Here is an 18,588-nt window from a genome sequence, read left to right as displayed (position 1 = left end):
AGCCGGGCTCCTACAGGATGCGAACCAAAACAGAAGGATGAATGCATGACTACGTTTGAACAGGCGCCTATACGCCAACTGCACAGTGAAGCCGATGCCATCGCCGCGGCCAAGGAGATCGCGGTGGAGATCGCCGCCATCGCCGCCGACCCGGAGCAAAACGGCCAGCTGCCGTGGCGCCAGGCACAGCTGTTATCCGAAAGCGGCATCACCGCTATCGGCGTGCCGAAAGCCTTTGGCGGGCTGGGAGCTTCAGTGCAGACCATCGTCGAGACCGTACGGATTATCTCGGTGGCCGATGGTGGCGTCGGCCAACTGCTGCAGATCCACAACGTGATGCTGCGTGGGATTTTCAACGGCTACCCAGACGCGGTGCGTGATCGACTGGTCAGTGATGTGCTGGCCGGCAAGCGCTTCGGCAACGCCCTGGCCGAAGTCGGCGGCAAGAATAAGTTCGCGCTCAAGACCCGCGTCGAACGCCGCGAGGACGGCGCGCTGGTGCTCAATGGCAGCAAGTTCTACTCCACCGGTTCTTACCTGGCCGAATGGATCTCGCTCACCGCTGCCTCGGACGACGGCGGTGCGGGTGTATTGCTCAACCGCGATACCCCAGGCCTCACGCTGGTGGATGACTGGGCCGCTTTCGGCCAGAAGAACTCGATCAGCGGCACGGTGAATTTTGACAATATCGTGCTGGATGAAGACTACGTATCGCGTCGCAAAGGCCCAATGAAACGTACCGGGCTGACGTTCCCGCAGATCCTCCACGCCGCCATCGACACCGGCATCGCCGCCGGCGCCTTGGCCGCCGCCGTCGACTACCTCAAGCACAACGCACGGCCGTGGGTGGAAAGTGGCGTCGACCATGCCAACGAAGAGCCTCATATCATCAAGCAGATCGGCGAATACGCAGTGGCCCTGCGTGCTGCCGAATCGCTGCTGCGCGACGCCGCGCGGGTGTTTGATGCCCATGAGTTGGACCCGGAGAACAAAGAACTGCAGGACGCGTTGATCCTCTCGGTCGCCACCGCGCGTGCGCATTCCGACAGCGCTTCGCTGGAGATTTCCAGCGATATCTTCTCGTTGCTGGGGGCCAGTTCGTCGCTGAGCAAATGGAACCTGGACCGCTTCTGGCGCAATGCGCGGGTGCACACCACCCATGACCCGATCCGCTGGCGTTTGCACCACGTGGGCAACTACTACCTCAACGGGGTGGACCCAGGCGAATACACCGCGATCCTGAATGCCAAGGAAACCCAAGGCGCCACCCGCACATAAAACCCTAACGGTAGGAGCCCGGCGTGCCGGGCTCCTACCGGTTCGGCATCCTCCCGTTTATGCCTACGAGCTTTTCATGATTGAACAACACCCTCTTTTACGCAGCCTGGCGATCTACCGGGAAATGCCCTGGCGGTTCGCGCTGGTGGCGGCGCTGTACGTGGCGATCAACCTGGGGCTGGTCTGGCAGCAATGGCTGATCGGCCACGCCGTGAATGACATGAGTGCCGGCCGCGCAGTCGTCCATGCGCCTGACGGCAGCCTGGATGCCAGCCTCGGCTGGTACTGGCTGGCGCTGATGCTCGCCGTGGCGGTGGGACGCGGCGTACTGCAATACATCGCCAGTGTGCTGTCGCTGGTGATCAGCCAGGCGCTGCTGACGCGCCTGCGCGAACGCATTCTGGCCCAGGTGCAAAGCCTGCACCTGGGGTATCACTGGCAGCACGGCATGGGCGAGATGATCACGCGCACCACCCGCGACGCCGACAAGGTTCGCGACGCCTTGATCACCTTCTGGCGGCAACTGGTGGAAACCCCGCTGGTGGTGCTCGCCACCGTCGGCCTGTTGGGCTGGTATGACCCACTGCTGGGGCTGGTGCCCTTGCTGCTGACAGTCACCGGGCTGTGGATTTTCGTGCGCCAGACCGAGCGCCTGGTCAGCCTGGACCGTGCGGTCGGCAGCGCCTATGACCGCGTCAACCAAGACCTCAGCGAAGGCATCGGCGGCGTGCGTGTGATCAAGTCTTTTGGCCTGGAACAGCAGCGGATCCAGGGCTTTGCTGATCAGGTCACGGTATTCGCTTCGTTGGCCCGCCAGGCCCTGGCGTATTCCAGCTCGCGCATTCCGCTGCCTCAGGCCGTAGTTGCCCTGGGCCATGTGTGGATCCTGGTGTACGGCGCGCACCTGGTCGCCGCCGGGCAACTGGGGATTGGCGAACTGGTCACCTCGCTGCTGATCGCCACCACGCTGGTGTTTCGGATCGAAGGTATCGGCCGGGTCATGCAGACTTTTGCCGATGCGCGGGCGAGTGCCGAACGTATCTGGCAACTGCTCGATGCGCCCTCGGCGATCCTCAGCGGCAATGGCGCCCTGCCCGCTGGCCCGCTGGGGCTCAAGCTGGAGCATGTCAGCGTGACGGCTCCGGGGGGTGGCCGCGACATTCTGCATGACTGCTCGCTGACCTTGCAGCCCGGTGAAATCGTCGCACTGGTCGGCGCCACCGGCACTGGCAAAAGCCTGTTGGCCAGCCTGTTGCCGCGCCTCAGCGATGTGACCGCCGGGCGCTTGTTGCTGGGTTCGGATGCCAACGGCTGGCAGGACATCCGCGACCTGCAGCTCGGCCCGCTACGCCAACGCGTGCACGTGGTACCCCAGGAAAGTTTCCTGTTCGCCGGCACCCTCGCCGCCAACCTGCGCCTGACCGCCCCCGCAGCTACAGACGAACAGTTGCGTGCAGCCTTGCACCTGGCCGCTGCCGAAGACGTGTTGCAGCGCCTGCCCCAGGGCCTGGAAACCCCGTTGGGCGACCGTGGCGTGACCTTGTCCGGCGGCCAGCGCCAACGCCTGTGCCTGGCCCGCGCGCTGCTGGGCACCCCGGACATCCTGTGCCTGGATGACGCCACCAGCGCCCTTGACGCGATCAGCGAACGCCAGGTGCTGAATAACTTGCGGCAACTGCACGGCACCACAGTGTTGGTGATCTCCAGCAAGCTCTCGACCATTCTGTTGGCCGACCGCGTGCTAGTGCTGGACGACGGCAGGATCAACGCTCACGGCCGTCACACCGACCTGCAATCCACCCATGCGCATTACCGCGACCTGCTGGGGATCGACCATGGCTAACCCACTGCCAGGCAAAGCCTTGAGCGATATCGAAATCGAAGAAATGCTGGCCAAGAAAGCCCTGGACCGCAGCATGTTCAAGCGGCTGCTGCCCTTGCTACGGCCAATCCGTCGGCAGATTGTGGCGGTGATCGGCATCGAAATCCTGCTGGTCTTTACCGTGTTCCTGCGGCCGTGGTTCGTGCGTGAGCTGCTGGATCGGGGGCTGATTCAACAGGCCGACCACTGGCTGCTGGACGAGCGCCTGGTGCTGTGGCTGGGCCTCGGCCTCGCAGCGAGTTGGCTGGTGCGCTTCCTGCTGGCCGGCGTTTCGCAATTCGTGGCAGGCGGCGCGGCGATCCGCGTGCTGAACGCCCTGCGCGTGCAGGTGTTCGCCCATGTGCAAAGCCTGAGCGTGGGCTACTTCGACCAGACCCGCGCCGGGCGCATCATTTCCCGGGTCGACCGCGACGTTGACGCACTGGAACCGCTGGTGATCCAGGGCCCACCGGAACTGCTCGGCGCCCTGCTGCGCTGCGGCCTGGCCGCCGTGATGCTGTGGCGCATCGATCCACGGTTCTTCTTGAGCCTGGTAGCAACAGTGCCGCTGCTGGTGCTCGCCACCTGGAGCTTCAAGCGTATCTCCCAGCGCAACTGGGCCAAGGTCGCGGAAAACCGCAGTCGCTTTACCGCCCACCTGGTGGAAAGCGTCAGCGGCGCGCGCCTGCTGCAACAGTGCGCCCAGGAAGCACCGAACCTGCGGCGTTATCGCGTGCTGCTGGATGACTTCAACCAGGCGCTGATTCGCGGCAGCCTGCGCTCGTCGTGGTTTGCCCCGTTCACGGCACTGCTCAGCTCGGCGGGGATTGCAGTGTTGCTACTGGTGGGCGCGTACGGGCTGGCAGCGGGCGAAGTGAGTGTCGGCCAGGTCGCGGAAAGCCTGTTCTATGTGTTTCTGTTCCTGGGGCCGTTGCAGGAACTGTCGGACCTGTTCGAGTGCTACGCCACCGGCTCGGCGTCGGCGCAGCGGATTTTCCTGCTGCTCGATACCACCCCGCAGATTATCGACCGTCCCCAGCCACGTCTCTTGGAACGTGCACGGGGCGAGGTGCATTTTGACCACGTGGGCTTCAGCTACGGGCAAGCGCCGGTTATCAACGGCCTCAATCTGCATATTCCGGCGGGAGAAGTGCTGGCGATTGTCGGGCCCTCTGGCCATGGCAAAAGCACCCTGGTGCAGTTGCTCACGCGCTTCTACGAAGCCCAGTCCGGCGCGGTGCGACTTGACGGCATCGACGTGCGCGACCTGGCCCAGCACACCCTGCGCCGCCATGTTGGCGTGGTGTTGCAGGACAACGTGCTGTTCAGCGGCAGCATCCTCGACAACCTGCGCCTGGCCGCGCCGTTGGCCGACGACGCGACCTTGATCGCCGCTGCCCGTGAGTTGGGTGCGGATGAAGTGCTGGAGCGTTTGCCCCATCAGTACTGCACCGAAGTCGGTCCTTTGGGGGCGCATTTGAGCCACGGCCAGCGGCAACTGGTGTGCCTGGTGCGGGCGTACCTGGCGGACCCGGCGGTGCTGGTGCTGGATGAGGCGACATCGGCGGTGGATATTCATACCGAGCGCCGGATTCAGCGGGCGCTGCGACGGCTGTGCGAGGGGCGGACGGCGATCATCATCGCGCATCGATTGGCGACGATTCGCGATGCGGATCGGATTGCGGTGGTCAGGCATGGTCAGGTGGTGGAGCTTGGGCCGCATGCGGGGCTTATTGCTCAGGGGGGTGCGTATGCGGCGTTGTATCAGACGTATTTGCGCAGTGCCCATGTACGTGAGGGGGATGTGGTGGTTCTTTAGGTGATGGGGTGGATTGGAGTACATATCCGTTTTTTTGGTGATGGCGTCTTATGGTTCCGCTCTCACCCCGGCCAGCGTGTTTAACGGGGCGGCCTAGTAGCCGACCGATATTGAAAGCCGATCTCGGTCAACCTGTAGGAGCCGGCTTGCCGGCGATGGCATCACCTGGGTGAGCCTGCTGTACCGAGTCGCCTGCATCGCCGGCAAGCCAGCTCCTACACGTATCTGCCTTTGATCCAACCACTCACTTTTGATCGTAGGCGCCCCGTTAAACACGCTGGGCGGAACCCATACCCGCCGTTACCCAGATAACGGATATGTGCCCCACCCCCTGCTGCCCCCCAAACACCCACTGCTGCAAAGGTGCTGCTACAGCAGCACCCTCCCTCCAGAACCACCACCAACCCCCTGCAACCATTGCCCCCAACCCCAATGGCATGCCCGTTGCACGCATCCCTTCAATCAGGTCCAAGCCCCCTGCACGACTCAAATCAGGAGCACCCATGAGCACTGAATTCTTCTGGCGCCTACCCCTGGGCACCGACGGCCCGCAGCTGACCACCGACAAACACAACCGCGGCAACCCCAACTACCGCCCCGGCCACATCGCCCCAGGTCGCCTGCCCAACGGTGAACCCGACGACTTCACCTACATCGATTACATCGCCCAAGTCGCCAAGGCCGCCGAACTCGCCGGTTTCGAAGGCGCCCTGCTGCCCACCGGCCCCGAGCCGTGGATCGCCGCCGCCGCGCTCGCCCGGGAAACCCGGCGCATCAAGTTCCTGATCGCCTTCCAGGCCACCTGGACCCTGCCCGCCTACGCCGCACAACAGGCCGCGATCCTGCAGAACCTCAGCCGTGGCCGCCTGGAGTGGAACATCATCACCGGCGGCAACCCCGCCAGCCAACGCGCCAATGGCGACTTTCTCGAACATGACCTGCGCTACAAGCGCACCGGCGAGTTCCTCGACATCATCCAGGGCCTCTGGGAAAACGAAAAATTCTCCTACGACGGCGATATCTACCAACTGGAAAACGGTGCCCTGCCCGTCGGCCTGCACAATGAGCGCAAGCCCGGCGTGTATTTCTCCGGTTTCTCCGAGGCCGCCCTGGGCGTGGCCGCCCGGCATGCCGATGTGTACCTGAATTGGGCCGAACCCATCGACAAGCTCAAGCCGCATATCGACCGGGTACGCGAACTGGCTGACAAGCAAGGCCGCACCGTGCGCTTCGGACTGCGCGTCGACCTGTTCGCCCGCGAGACCGAAGAGCTGGCCTGGAAAGACCTGCGTCGCCAGTTCGACAAACTCGACGGCAAGACCAGCGCGGTCGCCAAGGGTTTTACCAATGGCTCGGATTCAGTGGGGGCTGCGCGGCAAACCGCTTATCACCAGAACGTCGACCGCTTTGATGACCTGATCATCGGCCCCAACCTGTGGGCCGGTTTTGCCAAGGCCAAGCCGGGTCCGACCGTCGGCCTGGTGGGCAGCCACGAAAACATCGCCGAGCGCCTGGTGGAATACCGCGACGCTGGTTTCTCGACCTTTATCCTCGCCGGTAACCCGCACCTGGAAGAAGCCCTGCGCATTGGCCAGGAAGTCTTGCCGCTGGTGCACCAACGCCCGGCGATCCAACCCTTGAAAGCCAGCGCCTGACTGCTGGGGAGACTCCTTGATGACACAACCTCTCGACACGCTCTGGTACACCCGCTGCCCCGTTCCCACTGGCCTGGGCATTGCCGTGCAGAAAGGCTGGCTGCAAGACACCGTCGGTGCCCTGGGTACCGAGGTGCAGTCGCTGCGCGAATCGAATGACAAGGCGGTGCGCGAGTCGCACTTCGACCACACCCTGCAGAACTCCGTGCGCCATGGCGGCAATATCCCGGCGATCTGGGCCCGCGCCCAGGGCCGTGAAACCCGCGTGATCGGCCTGTCCTGGGCGGATGAAGTGCAACTGATCCTGACCCGCCAGGACAGCGGCATCAGGACCGTCAAGGACCTGAAGGGCCGTACCTTCGGCCTGCCGGACTGGGCCGGCGCGCAGATCGATTTCACCCGCGCCCAGGCTTTGCGCGGCCTGGAGAATGCGCTGTCGCTGGAAGGCTTGAAAGTGGGCGATGTGAAACTCAAGAACTTCAGCTATGGCGGCACCTTCAGCGACAGCGCGGTGCGCAATGTGGCCGGCACACCGGTCAATGCACAGGTGACTGAACGCAACCTGGAGCTGATCGGCCTGCTGCGCGGCGAAGTCGATGCGATCTTCCTCAAGGGCGCCAGCGCGGCGCAGCACGCCCATGATTTCGGCCTGCACACGGTGATCGACACCGGCGCTCACCCCGACCCGCTGATCCGCAGCAACAATGGCACGCCGCGCACACTGGCAGTGGACCTGAACCTGCTGGACAAGCATTTCGACGTGGCCACCGGCATCCTCGATTCAGTGCTGCGCGCCGAGCAATGGGCCCACACCCACCCGGAAGACACCCGCCGCTACCTGGCCCGGGAAACCAACAGCAGCGAATACTGGGTGACCGCCGCCTATGGCGACGATGCACACCTGCGCCTGCGTACCGAACTGGATGAACAGGCGATCGTGGCATTGCAGGACTTCACCGACTTCCTGCACCGCTGGCGCTTTATCCCGCAAACCTTCGATGTGCGCGAATGGATCGATGCACGGCCGCTGAATGCGCTGCTCGACAACAAGACCGCACTCGCCGGCTAACCCGCCCCCTGTCGGAGCCGGCGTGCCGGCGATAGCGTGTTCAAGACCGCCATCGCCGGCACGCCGGGCGCCTACAGACGGCTTCATGGATTTGAACGAAGAATTTTATGAGCAAACCACTCGATACTCTCTGGTACACCCACAGCCCGGTCCCCACCGGGCTTGGCATCGCGGTGCAATCCGGGCGACTGGCCGAAGCCTTCCTGCCTTACGGCACCAATATCCAATCGCTGCGCGAATCCACCGAGCGGGAAGTACGCGAAGCCCACTATGACCATCACCTGCAGAATTCGGTGCGCCACGGCGGCAATATCCCGGCAATCTGGGCCTATGCCAGCGGTGTCGAAACCCGCGTGCTGGGGCTGTCGTGGAGCGATGAAGTGCAACTGATCCTGACCACCGCCGAAAGCGGTGTGAAGAGCGTGCGCGACCTGAAAAACCGGCGCTTCGGCCTGCCGAAATGGGCCAACGTGCAGATCGACTTCACCCGCGCCCAGGCCCTGCGCGGGCTGGAAAACGCGCTCAAGCTCGAAGGCCTGGAAGTCGCCGATGTGGAACTGGTGGACTACCCCTACGGCGGCACCTACAGCGACAACCAGACCTCCTACGTGTATGGCCCGGAGGTCAGCCTGGGCGTGAGCCGTTTCAGCCGGCGCAACAACGAACTGATCGGCCTGTTGCGCGGCGACATCGACGCGATCTTCCTCAAGGGTGCGCATGCCGTGCACCTGGCCAACGAGTTCGGCCTGCATGTGGTGGTCGACACCGGCTCCCACCCGGACCCGCTGATCCGCTCCAACAATGGCACGCCGCGCACCCTCACGGTGGACACCCACCTGCTGACGGAGCATTTCGACGCCAGCGTGAAGATCGTCGACACCGTGCTGCGCACCGAGCAATGGGCCTGGGCCAACCCGGACGAGACCCGGCGCTTCCTCGCCAAGGAACTCAATACCAGCGAGTACTGGGTCACGGCGGCGTATGGCGAAGATGCCCACAGGCGTCTGCGCACCACCCTCGACTCACGCTCGATTGATGCACTGCAGGATTTCACCGACTTCCTGTTCCGCTGGCACTTCATCCCCCGACGCTTCGATGTACGCGACTGGATCGACTTCAGCGTGCTGGAAAAAGTCATCGGCTCCACCTCCCGCGTTGCCGTTTAACCCTGGCATCACACACCCCCCTTGTAGGAGCCCGGCTGGCCGGCGATGGCGTTTTCGAGACCGCCAACGCCGGCCAGCCGGGTGCCTGCCATGTTGGCCAGGCAACACCTCCCCTGCTGCTCCAGCAGCACCCTCCAAGCACTTTTTGCTGATTGCTCCACAGGCCTGTTCAAAGGCCTTTTGTCGGCGGGTTATTTTCGCCACAGCGTATTTTAAAATCATTTAGTTTCAATGGCTTGCAAGCTTGTATCAACCCTGAAATCCCGTTGGCACGATCTCTGCTCTACCGCCTTCAAGGACACATTTTCCGGGGGAGACTGCAATGCATAACATCAATCCAATCACCAAGGGCTTGTGGCTCGCTTTGCTGGTTGCCGGTGGCGCCCAAGCCGCTGACGAAGACACCAGCAAAACCGAGCCGTCACTCAAGACCGTGACCGTCACCGCACAACACCGCGAGCAAACCCTTCAAGAGGTTCCGGTGGCGGTTTCGGCGGTCCAGGGCACAAATATCGTCGCCGATGGCGTGCGCAACATGGGCGATATCACCACCTTCATTCCCAACGCCTCGGCCAAGAACCCTGACGGCGACGGCCGCCCGCGCTGGTACATCCGTGGCCTGGGCACCGGCGATACCGGCGCCGCCACGGTTTACCCAGTGGGCATCTATGCCGATGACGTGTACCTGAACGCGCCGATTGCCGGTGGCGGTCCGCTCTGGGACCTGGAGCGCATCGAAATCCTGCGCGGCCCGCAAGGCACGCTGTATGGCAAGAACACCACGGCTGGCGCGGTGAATATCATCTCGAAGAAGCCGACTTTCGACACCGACGGCTTCGGCACGATTGGCTTTGGCAGCAAGAACGAACGCATCCTCAGCGGCGCCTTGGGTGGCGCGCTGGTGGATGAAAAACTCGCGGCGCGAATCTCGCTGTATTCCGAGGAACGCGATGGTTTCCAGAAAAACCTGGTGGACGATCACACCTACGGCGATGTGAACAAGAAGGCCGTGCGCCTGCAGTTTTTTGCCCAGCTCAACGACGACCTGGATGCGCTGTGGAAGATCCACAGCCGCGAGTTCAAAGGTGATGGCGCCAATGGCGCGCTGACTCTGGGACGCTATTACAACGTGGGCTACCAGCGCCCGCTGGGCCGTAATATCGCGTTGAACGTCAAGGACGATTCCAAGCTCGACCACGACGGCACGTCGCTGACCCTCAATTGGCACCTGGGCGACTACACGCTGACGTCCATCAGTGCCTATGACTACATTCGCGGCCAGTCCAGCAGCGATGCCGACTACACGCCGTACGAGGTCAACGGCACCTCCACCGCCGACAACAAATACACCCAGTACTCCCAGGAAATCCGCCTGGCCTCGCCCCAGCAGGAAACCCTGCGCTGGCTGGCGGGTGCTCACTATTTCCACGAAGACCTGGACAGCACTGCCGGGCGCTTCATCCAGCCAGGCCCGACACCCAATGGCACCGGCTCCAACCAGATCAACGGCGCCACGGATTTCCGTGACCTGAGCTACGACCATAAGACCGACAGCTACGCGTTGTTCGGCAACCTGACCTACGACTTCACTGACAATTTCAGCGTCACCGGTGGCCTGCGCTGGACCCAGGAAAAGAAAGACATCGACCTCAGCCTCACCCAGCTGACCCGCGCCACCGCCAACGGCCCGTTGATCCCGCTGGGCGGCGTCGGTACCAACGGCAACCGTCAGGAAGACAAGACTTGGGAAGCCTGGACCTACGACCTGACCCCGGAATACCGTATCAACGACAACGTGCGTGTGTTCTTCCGCTACGCCCATGGCTTCCGTTCGGGCGGGTTCAACACCGGGCTGTCCACCAGCCTGTCGCAGTTGACCACGGTGGACCCGGAGCAACTCGATGCCTATGAGTTCGGGGTGAAATCCGAGTGGTTCAACCATCGCCTGACCGCCAACGCGAACATCTTCTACTACGATTATTCCGACATTCAGGTGAACCTGCTGACGGTCAACAACGGTGTGCTGACCACCGCGTTGACCAATGGCGCCAAGGGCAAGGTCAAGGGCGCCGAACTGGAGCTTGAAGGCCAGCCGACCGACTACCTGCACCTGCGCGCAGCGATCTCGTTCCTCGACACCGAATACACCGATTTCAAGAACACCAACCCCAGCACCGGTGCGGTTACCGGTGACTACAGCGGCAACAGCTTCGTGCGTTCGCCGCGCAACGTGGTGTCCCTGGGTGGCGACTACACCATCCCATTGGAAATCGGCGGCAAGCTGGTGGCCGGTGCGGACGTTAGCTTTCGCGACAAGGAATACTTCCTTGCCGACCGCCAGAGCAGCGCCGACAAGGACCTGAGCCAACCGCACTACACCTTGGCCAACAGTCGCCTGACCTGGTACAGCCCGGATGAAAAACTCAGCGTCACCGGTTTCGTCAATAACCTCACCGACCGCCGCTACCAGGTGCATGGCCGGCCAAACGGTGGCCTGGGCCAATACGTGATCACCTACGGCGACCCACGCACCGTGGGCCTGAGCGTGACCAGCCGCTTCTAACCTCTAATCCCCACCCACTGTAGGCGTCCGGCTTGCCGGCGATGAGGCACTGAATTCATACATCGCCCATCCGGACGCCATCGCCGGCAAACCGGGCGCCTGCACGTTTGGTGGTTTCTGAAAGGACCTAGTTATGTTCCAACGCACTCCGTTGGCCGGCGCTATCGCGCTGGTCTTGGGCAGCCTTGCCGTGCCTGCCTTTGGCGCAGACGACAACCAGCCCACCGCCAAAAACGATCACCTCGACACCGTGGTGGTCCTCGGCACCCGTCGCAGCGACCTGACCGCCTTGCAAAGCGCGGCACCGGTGGACGTGCTCTCCGGCGAGCAATTGCAGCAGACCGGCGCCACCGACCTGTCCGGCGCCCTCACCGCGCTGTCACCGTCGTTCAACTTCCCGCAGTCGCCCCAGGGAGCGTTTGCTGGCTCCATCGCCCAGGGCGCCTCGTTGCGCGGCCTGGCCTCTGACCAGGTGCTGGTGCTGGTCAACGGCAAGCGCCGCCACAGCAGCGCCAACATCACCCGCCAAAGCCTGGTGAACGGGCGTGGTGCCGCGGCGGTGGATTTAAGCTTGATCCCACTCAGCGCCATCCAGCGCGTCGAGATCCTGCGCGACGGCGCCGCCGCGCAATATGGCTCCGACGCCATCGCCGGGGTGATCAACATTGTGCTCAAGGAAAACGACGACGGCGGTAACCTCGGCTACCGCTTAGGCGGCTATGACAAAGGCGATGGCATCCAGCGCAAACTCAGCGGCTGGAAAGGTTTCGCGCTGCCCAACGACGGTTTCCTCACCCTCAGTTTCGATGCCGGCAGCCAGGACCCGGCCAGCGACACCAACCCCGACAACCGGATCTTTTACCCCGGCGACACCAGCGTGAACACGCCGCGCGAGCAGAACAACCGCTACCGCACCTGGCGCTGGGGCGCGGGCAATGTCTCGGACCAATACAACGTCGTGGCCAACAGCGAAATTGGCATTGGCGAGGGGCTGACCGCCTACGGGTTTGCCACCTACGCCCACAAGAATACCGACGCCGAAGGTTTCTTCGACCCGCCCACGACCCTGCGCAACAACTACGGCAGCAATGCGTTGGCGCGCTACCCGGACGGCCGCTTGCCGATCACCCGCTACGGGCTGGAAGACTATGCCGTCACCGGCGGCTTGCGCTTCGAGAACGAGCAACTGGGCAAATTCGACCTGGCGTTGAACCATGGCAACAACACGCTCAAGTCCAACGACCGCAACGCGATCAACCCCAGCTACGGCGCCAACAGCCCGTCGAGCATCTACACCGGCAAACGCGAAAATGACCAGACCAACCTGACCCTCGACTGGGTGCGCGACTTCCCCACCGACCTGCTGTTCAAGCCGCTGACCCTGTCAGCCGGCCTGGCCTGGCGCAAGGAGAACTACCAGTTGAGCGCGGGCGAAGCCGCCGGTTGGCAGAACGGGCCGCTGTTCAACACGGTTGACCCGATCACCGGACGACGTGTGCCCGGCTACTACTCGGGCATCACCCAAGTGGACGCGGCGTCCCTGGACCGCAAGGTGCTGGGCGCCTACATCGATGTGGAAGGCCAGATCACCGAGAAATTCCAGGCCGGCGTGGCCGTGCGCACCGAGCACTATTCGGACTTCGGCGACACCACCAACGGCAAGCTGTCGCTGCGTTATGACTTCACCCCGCAGATCGCCGCGCGGGCCACGGCCAGCACCGGCTATCGCGCGCCATCGCTGGTGCAGAGCGGCATGTCGTCGTTCAGTGTGCAGGTAGTGGAGCAGCCGCCAGGCAGCGGCAACTACGTCGAGGTGCAGCAACGCACGCTGCGCGCCAACAGCCCGGAAGCCCAGGCACTCGGTGGCAAGGCGCTCAAGCCGGAGGAATCGACCAACTATTCCCTGGGACTGGTGTGGCGCCCGCTGGAAAACGCCTCGGTGACGGTGGACGCCTATCGCATCAACATCGACAACCGCATCACCCTCTCTGACCAGTTGCCTGCCAGCGTGGTCACGCCGATCTTCGCCGGCACGCCCTACGCCAACATCCAAAGCGCGGCGTTCTACACCAACGTCGCCGACACCCGCACCGATGGCATCGAGTTGACCGGCAACTACCAGTGGGACCTGCAGCGCTGGGGCCGCCTGAACCTGAGCAGTGGCTTTGCCAAGAACAACACCACCATCACCGGCCTGCGGGATGTGGGCAACATCAAGGGCTCGCAAATTGTCGGGCGCAACACCCAGGGGCTGATCGAGGATGGCACGCCGGACTCCAAGCTGACCCTGAGCGCCAACTGGCTGTATGAAAACTGGGGCGTCACCGTGGCCCAGCGCCGGTATGGCGAATGGAAAAGCCTCAACGCCACCAACCCCAGCCTGGACCAGACCTACAGCCCGCAATGGGTCACCGACCTGGACGTGTCATACACCTTCTACAAGGGCGTGAAGGTGTCGGTGGGCGCGATCAACCTGTTCGACACGCATCCGGACAAGGCCGATGGCGCGCAGTTGTACGGCGTGCCGAAGTACTCGATCACCAGCCCGGAGGGTGCGCAGGGGGCGTTCTACTACACCAGTGTGAGCTACGACTTCTGAGGGGATTGCTGAATGAGTGCTGCTGTAGCAGCACCCATTCACCATTTCTGTGATTCCCCCTGTAGGAGCCCGGCTTGCCGGCGATGGCGTCCTCTGTTTATGCACGCGTCTCAAGGGCCTCATCGCCGGCAAGCCGGGCTCCTACGGTTTGTGGCACATGTCTTGCGATAGCTGCCAGGTACTTAGCCCAATTAAGACCTGCCATGCGCCTCCTTCGACTACTCTCCTGGCTTATCTCGCCCCTCGCCCTGCTCGCCACCTGGGCGCTGGTGGCCCATCTCGGCATCTTCCCGCGCAACCTGCTGGTGCCTCCGGCCCAGGTGTTGCAAACCTTTGAAGAGCTGCTCGCCAGCGGCGAACTGCTCGACCACCTGGGCAATAGCCTGTCGCGCCTCGGGCTGGGGTTTGGCATCGGCTCGTTGTGTGGCCTGGCGTTCGGCGTGCTGATGGCCACGTCAAAGAGCGTCGAGGTGTATTGCGGTCCGCTGTTCCATACCTTGCGGCAGATCCCCAGCATCGCGCTGATCCCGATGTTCGTGCTGCTGTTCGGCATCGATGAAACCTTCAAGATCATCATCGTCGCCAAGACCGCGTTCTTCCCGGTGGCCCTGGCGGCGGGTGAAGGTGTGCGTGGCATCCCGCGCAGTTATTTCGAAGTGGCCGACGTTTACCGCCTGCGCTGGCCGACCTTTGTGCGCCTGGTGGCGCTGCCCGCCGCCGCGCCGCCGATCATCACCGGTTTTCGCATCAGCCTGACCCGCGCCTGGGTGGTGCTGGTCGCCACCGAACTGCTGGCGGCCGACAGCGGCCTGGGCCAGATGATCGAGATGGCCCGGCAGATGCTGCGTATCGATGTGGTGATGGTTGGCGTGGTGGTCACGGGCGTGATCGGCTTTGCCCTCGACTACGGGTTTCGTCGCCTCGAACAACACCTCTTCCGCTGGCAGACCCGCTAGGAGCCTTGCGATGTTGTCTCTATTGAAAAAAGCCCGGGGCCTGTTGCTGCCGTTGCTGCTGGTGCTTGCCTGGGAATACGCCTCGCGCCAGGACGCCGCCGGCGCTTACGCCTTTGTACCATTGTCGGCGATTGGCACCGCGTTGCTGGAAATGCTCGGCAACGGCGAACTCCTGGTCAACCTGCTCGCCAGCCTGGCGCGCACCAGCAGCGGCCTGGTGCTGGGCATCCTGTTCGGCGTGACGCTGGGGGTGCTGATGGCGCTGTCCAGCGTGGCGAACCGCCTGATTGGCCCACTGTTCCACTCGATTCGCCAGGTGCCGATGCTCGGCTGGATCCCGTTGATTGCCATGTGGTTCGGCAATGGCGAGTTTTCCAAGGTGTTGATCGTCACCCTTGCGGCGTTTTACCCGATGGTGCTCAACACCTACCAGGGCTTCAGCCATGTGGAGCGGCGCTACCGTGAAGTCGGCCAGGTGCTGGCGCTGACGCCCCTGCAGCAGTTCACCCAGGTACTGCTGCCGGCAGCGCTGCCGAGTATCGCCACCGGGGTGTTGCATGCGCTGGCATTTGCCTGGGTCACGGCCATCGGCAGTGAACTGTTCCTGTCTTCCGGGGCGGGACTGGGCAACCTGATGATGAACGCCGAAGCCGGCTCGCGTATGGAGGTGATCGTGCTCAGCGTGCTGTGCATCGGTTTGCTCGGTTACCTGATGACCCTGTTGTTCACCCGTTTGAGCCGCCACTTGCTGCGCTGGCGCAACCTCCGTTGAAAGGCCCCGCTATGAATGCAATCGCTTACCCCACTCATGTGCACACCGGCGCCCTGCAGATCAGGGGCCTGAGCAAGGCTTACCGGATCGAAGGCCGCGACCTGCCGGTATTGCAGAATATTCACCTGGATGTGCGCCCTGGCGAGTTTGTCAGCATCGTGGGCGCCAGCGGCTGCGGAAAATCCACCTTGCTGCGCCTGATTGTCGGGCTGGAGGCCGAGTACGAGGGCGACATTCTGCTGGACGGCAAACGCATCGCGGCCACCAGCCTGGAACGTGGCATCGTATTCCAGGACCATCGCCTGTTCCCGTGGATGACCGTCAGCCAGAACATCGCCCTGGCGCTTAAAAACCACACGCTGCCCCAGGCCGAGAAGGATCGCCAGGTGGTCGAACATATCGCATTGGTCAACCTCAGCGGCTTTGAGCATGCCTACCCGCACCAGCTCTCCGGCGGCATGGCACAACGCGCAGCCATTGCCAGGGCGCTGATCAACAAACCCAAGGTGCTGTTACTGGATGAGCCGCTGGGCGCCCTGGACGCCTTGACCCGCGTGCACCTACAACGCGAGCTGCAGCGCATCTGGGTGCAGCAGCGGTGCACGGTGATCATGGTCACTCACGATATCGAAGAGGCGCTGTACCTCGGTGACCGGGTGATTGTGATGGACGCGCACCCCGGGCGGATCAAGCATGAAATCCGCGTCGACCTGCCCCACCCTCGGGACCGCGCCTCGCCGGTATTGCAGGGCTACAAAGAGCAATTGCTTGAAGAACTGGTGGGTCACTGAACCCAGGCAGACCTTTACAACTTGTCTTGTTATGGATATTTTATCCAGAACAAGACAACGAGGTCCGCCCATGCCATCGCCCGTTTACCCAGACGTCATCGACGCCGCGCAACGCCTGGAAGGCATTGCCCACCCGACGCCGGTGTTCACGTCGCGCATCCTCGACGCGCTGACCGGCGCCCAGGTATTCATCAAATGTGAAAACCTGCAACGCACCGGTTCATTCAAATTCCGCGGTGCCTTCAACGCGTTGTCGCGTTTCGACGAGCAGCAGCGCAAGGCCGGGGTGGTAGCGTTTTCGTCCGGCAACCATGCCCAGGGTATTGCGCTGGCGGCGCAATTGCTGGGCATACCGGCGACCATCGTGATGCCCACCGATGCGCCGGCTGCCAAGGTCGCCGCCACCCGTGACTATGGCGCCCGCGTGGTGCTGTATGACCGCTTTACCGAAGACCGCGAGCAAATCGGCCGCGACCTGGCCACTGAACACGGCCTGACGCTGATCCCACCCTACGACCATCCGCACATCCTCGCCGGGCAAGGCACGGCCGCCAAGGAGTTGCTGGAATTCACCGGTGCGCTGGATGCCTTGTTCGTCGGTCTAGGCGGTGGCGGCATGCTCTCGGGCACTGCGCTGAGCACCCGTGCCCTGGCACCCGACTGCCTGCTCTACGGCGTGGAGCCGCAAGCCGGCAATGACGGCCAGCGCTCATTTCGCAGCGGCAGCATCGTACACATCGAAACACCCGCCACCATCGCCGACGGCGCCCAGACCCAACACTTGGGCAATTACACCTTCCCCATCATCCGCGACAAGGTCAACGACATCCTCACCGTGTCGGACGCCGAGCTGGTGGCGGCGATGAAGTTCTTCATGCAACGCATGAAGATGGTGGTGGAACCCACCGGCTGCCTGGGCCTGGCGGCGCTGCTCAACGAAGGAGAACGGTTCAAGGGCCAGCGGGTGGGGATTATCGTCACCGGCGGCAACGTCGATATCGCCAAGTACGCCGCGCTGCTCAGCGAGGCCTCATGAACATCATCCAGACTGCGGCTGCCGCACCACCTGCCGGGCACTATTCCCAGGCGATCGGCCATGCCGGCACGCTGTATATCTCCGGGCAATTGCCGGTGAGCCCGGATGGGCGGCATAACCTGGCGGCGCCGTTTGCCGAACAGGCGCAGGTCGCGCTGAATAATCTGTTGGAAATCCTGCGGGCCGCAGGCGGCAGGCCGGAGGACTTGGTGAAGGTCACGGTGTACGTCGCAGGTGTCGAGCACTGGCCCGCATTCGATGCGGTGTACGCCGCCGCACTGGGCAGCCACCGCCCTGCCCGCGCGGTGGTGCCGGTGCCCGAGTTGCACCACGGCTATCGGGTGGAGATTGAGGCGGTGGCGCGCTACTTGGCGTAGGTGTAGACCGCCGCACGCGATACACCCAGGTGCGAGGCCACGGTTTCCATGGCCCGGCGAATATCCAGGCAGCCGGAGTCTTTCAATTCCTGCATGAGCACACGCCGATCCGCCGTTTTCAGGGCGCGCGGCGTGGTCGCCAGGCGTGCGGCGAACTGGTCGATACGGGCGCGGATCACGTCGGCGCCCGAAGGGTCCAGGGACTCGATGAGCTTGTCGCCGCTGACCGAGCCGAACTGCTCCAGCAGGCCCTGCAAGCCCCGGAACAATGAAAGATCGACGTTCATGCACAACGCCGCGACGTACTCGCCGCCGGCGCCCTTGATGCCGATCGACGTGCTCTTGACCTGGCGACCGTCACTGAACTGGTTCTGGTAATTGGCGATGACTTGCGGGTAATCCGGGTCGGCAATCCGCGCCAGGCCCAGTTCGGTGGTCGGGTCACCCGCGGTGCGTCCGGACAGGTTGTTATGGATGGCCAGGATCGAGTGCTGGGGGTCGCGCAAGTCGTGCAGCACCACTTCGCAGAAGGGGCTGAAGGTCTTGCTCAGGCCCTCGGCGATCTGTTCGAGCTGGCTGATCAAATGAGTATCGTTGGGAGAGGTGTTTTTCATGCAAGACAACATATCCAGTCCTGGACAGGGCG

General features: G+C 63.2%; 14 protein-coding genes. 13 read left to right on the top strand and 1 reads right to left on the bottom strand.

The window, feature by feature from the left end; translation table 11 throughout:
* Positions 1-45 precede the first annotated feature (45 nt).
* From KUA23_RS13335 to KUA23_RS13275, 13 genes are all read left to right on the top strand, one after another.
* Entirely contained in the window at positions 46-1,278 is a 1,233-nt protein-coding gene (locus KUA23_RS13335; RefSeq protein WP_252994105.1) for an acyl-CoA dehydrogenase family protein, read from the top strand.
* Between the two features lie 76 nt (positions 1,279-1,354).
* Positions 1,355-3,121, top strand: coding sequence for an ABC transporter ATP-binding protein (locus KUA23_RS13330; protein ID WP_214498192.1), 1,767 nt, complete (start codon positions 1,355-1,357; stop codon positions 3,119-3,121).
* Positions 3,114-4,958 (top strand): ABC transporter ATP-binding protein, encoded by a 1,845-nt coding sequence (locus tag KUA23_RS13325; RefSeq protein WP_252994104.1) that lies wholly within the window; start codon positions 3,114-3,116, stop codon positions 4,956-4,958. Before KUA23_RS13330 ends, KUA23_RS13325 begins: the two co-directional genes overlap by 8 nt.
* A gap of 503 nt (positions 4,959-5,461) precedes the next feature.
* Complete coding sequence (locus KUA23_RS13320; RefSeq protein WP_100490863.1) at positions 5,462-6,613, top strand: LLM class flavin-dependent oxidoreductase; 1,152 nt, start codon at positions 5,462-5,464, stop codon at positions 6,611-6,613.
* A 19-nt stretch (positions 6,614-6,632) separates the two neighbouring features.
* Positions 6,633-7,682: an ABC transporter substrate-binding protein gene (locus tag KUA23_RS13315; protein ID WP_078048244.1), complete on the top strand. Its 1,050-nt coding sequence runs from the start codon at positions 6,633-6,635 to the stop codon at positions 7,680-7,682.
* A 107-nt stretch (positions 7,683-7,789) separates the two neighbouring features.
* A complete protein-coding gene (locus tag KUA23_RS13310) occupies positions 7,790-8,848 on the top strand; it encodes an ABC transporter substrate-binding protein (protein WP_078048243.1) in 1,059 nt (352 codons plus the stop codon).
* Positions 8,849-9,170: 322 nt separating this feature from the next.
* Complete coding sequence (locus KUA23_RS13305; protein WP_078048242.1) at positions 9,171-11,411, top strand: TonB-dependent receptor; 2,241 nt, start codon at positions 9,171-9,173, stop codon at positions 11,409-11,411.
* Positions 11,412-11,544: 133 nt separating this feature from the next.
* Positions 11,545-14,010, top strand: a complete 2,466-nt coding sequence (locus KUA23_RS13300) for a TonB-dependent receptor plug domain-containing protein (RefSeq protein ID WP_252994103.1) — start codon at positions 11,545-11,547, stop codon at positions 14,008-14,010.
* 203 nt (positions 14,011-14,213) lie between these two features.
* Positions 14,214-14,966: an ABC transporter permease gene (locus KUA23_RS13295; protein ID WP_252994102.1), complete on the top strand. Its 753-nt coding sequence runs from the start codon at positions 14,214-14,216 to the stop codon at positions 14,964-14,966.
* 10 nt (positions 14,967-14,976) lie between these two features.
* A complete protein-coding gene (locus tag KUA23_RS13290) occupies positions 14,977-15,738 on the top strand; it encodes an ABC transporter permease (protein WP_252994101.1) in 762 nt (253 codons plus the stop codon).
* An 11-nt stretch (positions 15,739-15,749) separates the two neighbouring features.
* Positions 15,750-16,529, top strand: a complete 780-nt coding sequence (locus tag KUA23_RS13285; RefSeq protein WP_252994100.1) for an ABC transporter ATP-binding protein — start codon at positions 15,750-15,752, stop codon at positions 16,527-16,529.
* Between the two features lie 70 nt (positions 16,530-16,599).
* A complete protein-coding gene (locus tag KUA23_RS13280) occupies positions 16,600-17,565 on the top strand; it encodes a threo-3-hydroxy-L-aspartate ammonia-lyase (RefSeq protein WP_252994099.1) in 966 nt (321 codons plus the stop codon).
* The gene (locus KUA23_RS13275) at positions 17,562-17,942 is read left to right on the top strand and encodes a RidA family protein (protein ID WP_078048236.1); all 381 of its coding nucleotides are present in this window, start codon (positions 17,562-17,564) and stop codon (positions 17,940-17,942) included. Before KUA23_RS13280 ends, KUA23_RS13275 begins: the two co-directional genes overlap by 4 nt.
* On the opposite strand, the gene KUA23_RS13270 is transcribed toward KUA23_RS13275, so the two are convergent.
* Entirely contained in the window at positions 17,930-18,556 is a 627-nt protein-coding gene (locus KUA23_RS13270; protein ID WP_099491264.1) for a helix-turn-helix transcriptional regulator, read from the bottom strand. The genes KUA23_RS13275 and KUA23_RS13270 overlap by 13 nt on opposite strands.
* Positions 18,557-18,588: the final 32 nt, after the last annotated feature.

The sequence above is a fragment of the Pseudomonas pergaminensis genome (assembly GCF_024112395.2).
Classification (GTDB): Bacteria; Pseudomonadota; Gammaproteobacteria; order Pseudomonadales; family Pseudomonadaceae; genus Aquipseudomonas; species Aquipseudomonas pergaminensis.
Note: the sequence above shows the minus strand (reverse complement) of the source record. Positions and strands in the feature narration are given on the sequence as shown.

What these genes read in the sequence shown, in the direction of transcription:
- KUA23_RS13285 (WP_252994100.1), top strand. Translation starts at nt 15,750, where the DNA reads ATGAATGCAATCGCTTACCCCACTCATGTGCACACCGGCGCCCTGCAG.
- KUA23_RS13325 (WP_252994104.1), top strand. Translation starts at nt 3,114, where the DNA reads ATGGCTAACCCACTGCCAGGCAAAGCCTTGAGCGATATCGAAATCGAA.
- KUA23_RS13270 (WP_099491264.1), bottom strand. Translation starts at nt 18,556, where the DNA reads ATGAAAAACACCTCTCCCAACGATACTCATTTGATCAGCCAGCTCGAA.
- KUA23_RS13300 (WP_252994103.1), top strand. Translation starts at nt 11,545, where the DNA reads ATGTTCCAACGCACTCCGTTGGCCGGCGCTATCGCGCTGGTCTTGGGC.
- KUA23_RS13310 (WP_078048243.1), top strand. Translation starts at nt 7,790, where the DNA reads ATGAGCAAACCACTCGATACTCTCTGGTACACCCACAGCCCGGTCCCC.
- KUA23_RS13315 (WP_078048244.1), top strand. Translation starts at nt 6,633, where the DNA reads ATGACACAACCTCTCGACACGCTCTGGTACACCCGCTGCCCCGTTCCC.
- KUA23_RS13335 (WP_252994105.1), top strand. Translation starts at nt 46, where the DNA reads ATGACTACGTTTGAACAGGCGCCTATACGCCAACTGCACAGTGAAGCC.
- KUA23_RS13320 (WP_100490863.1), top strand. Translation starts at nt 5,462, where the DNA reads ATGAGCACTGAATTCTTCTGGCGCCTACCCCTGGGCACCGACGGCCCG.
- KUA23_RS13330 (WP_214498192.1), top strand. Translation starts at nt 1,355, where the DNA reads ATGATTGAACAACACCCTCTTTTACGCAGCCTGGCGATCTACCGGGAA.
- KUA23_RS13290 (WP_252994101.1), top strand. Translation starts at nt 14,977, where the DNA reads ATGTTGTCTCTATTGAAAAAAGCCCGGGGCCTGTTGCTGCCGTTGCTG.
- KUA23_RS13305 (WP_078048242.1), top strand. Translation starts at nt 9,171, where the DNA reads ATGCATAACATCAATCCAATCACCAAGGGCTTGTGGCTCGCTTTGCTG.
- KUA23_RS13280 (WP_252994099.1), top strand. Translation starts at nt 16,600, where the DNA reads ATGCCATCGCCCGTTTACCCAGACGTCATCGACGCCGCGCAACGCCTG.
- KUA23_RS13275 (WP_078048236.1), top strand. Translation starts at nt 17,562, where the DNA reads ATGAACATCATCCAGACTGCGGCTGCCGCACCACCTGCCGGGCACTAT.
- KUA23_RS13295 (WP_252994102.1), top strand. Translation starts at nt 14,214, where the DNA reads ATGCGCCTCCTTCGACTACTCTCCTGGCTTATCTCGCCCCTCGCCCTG.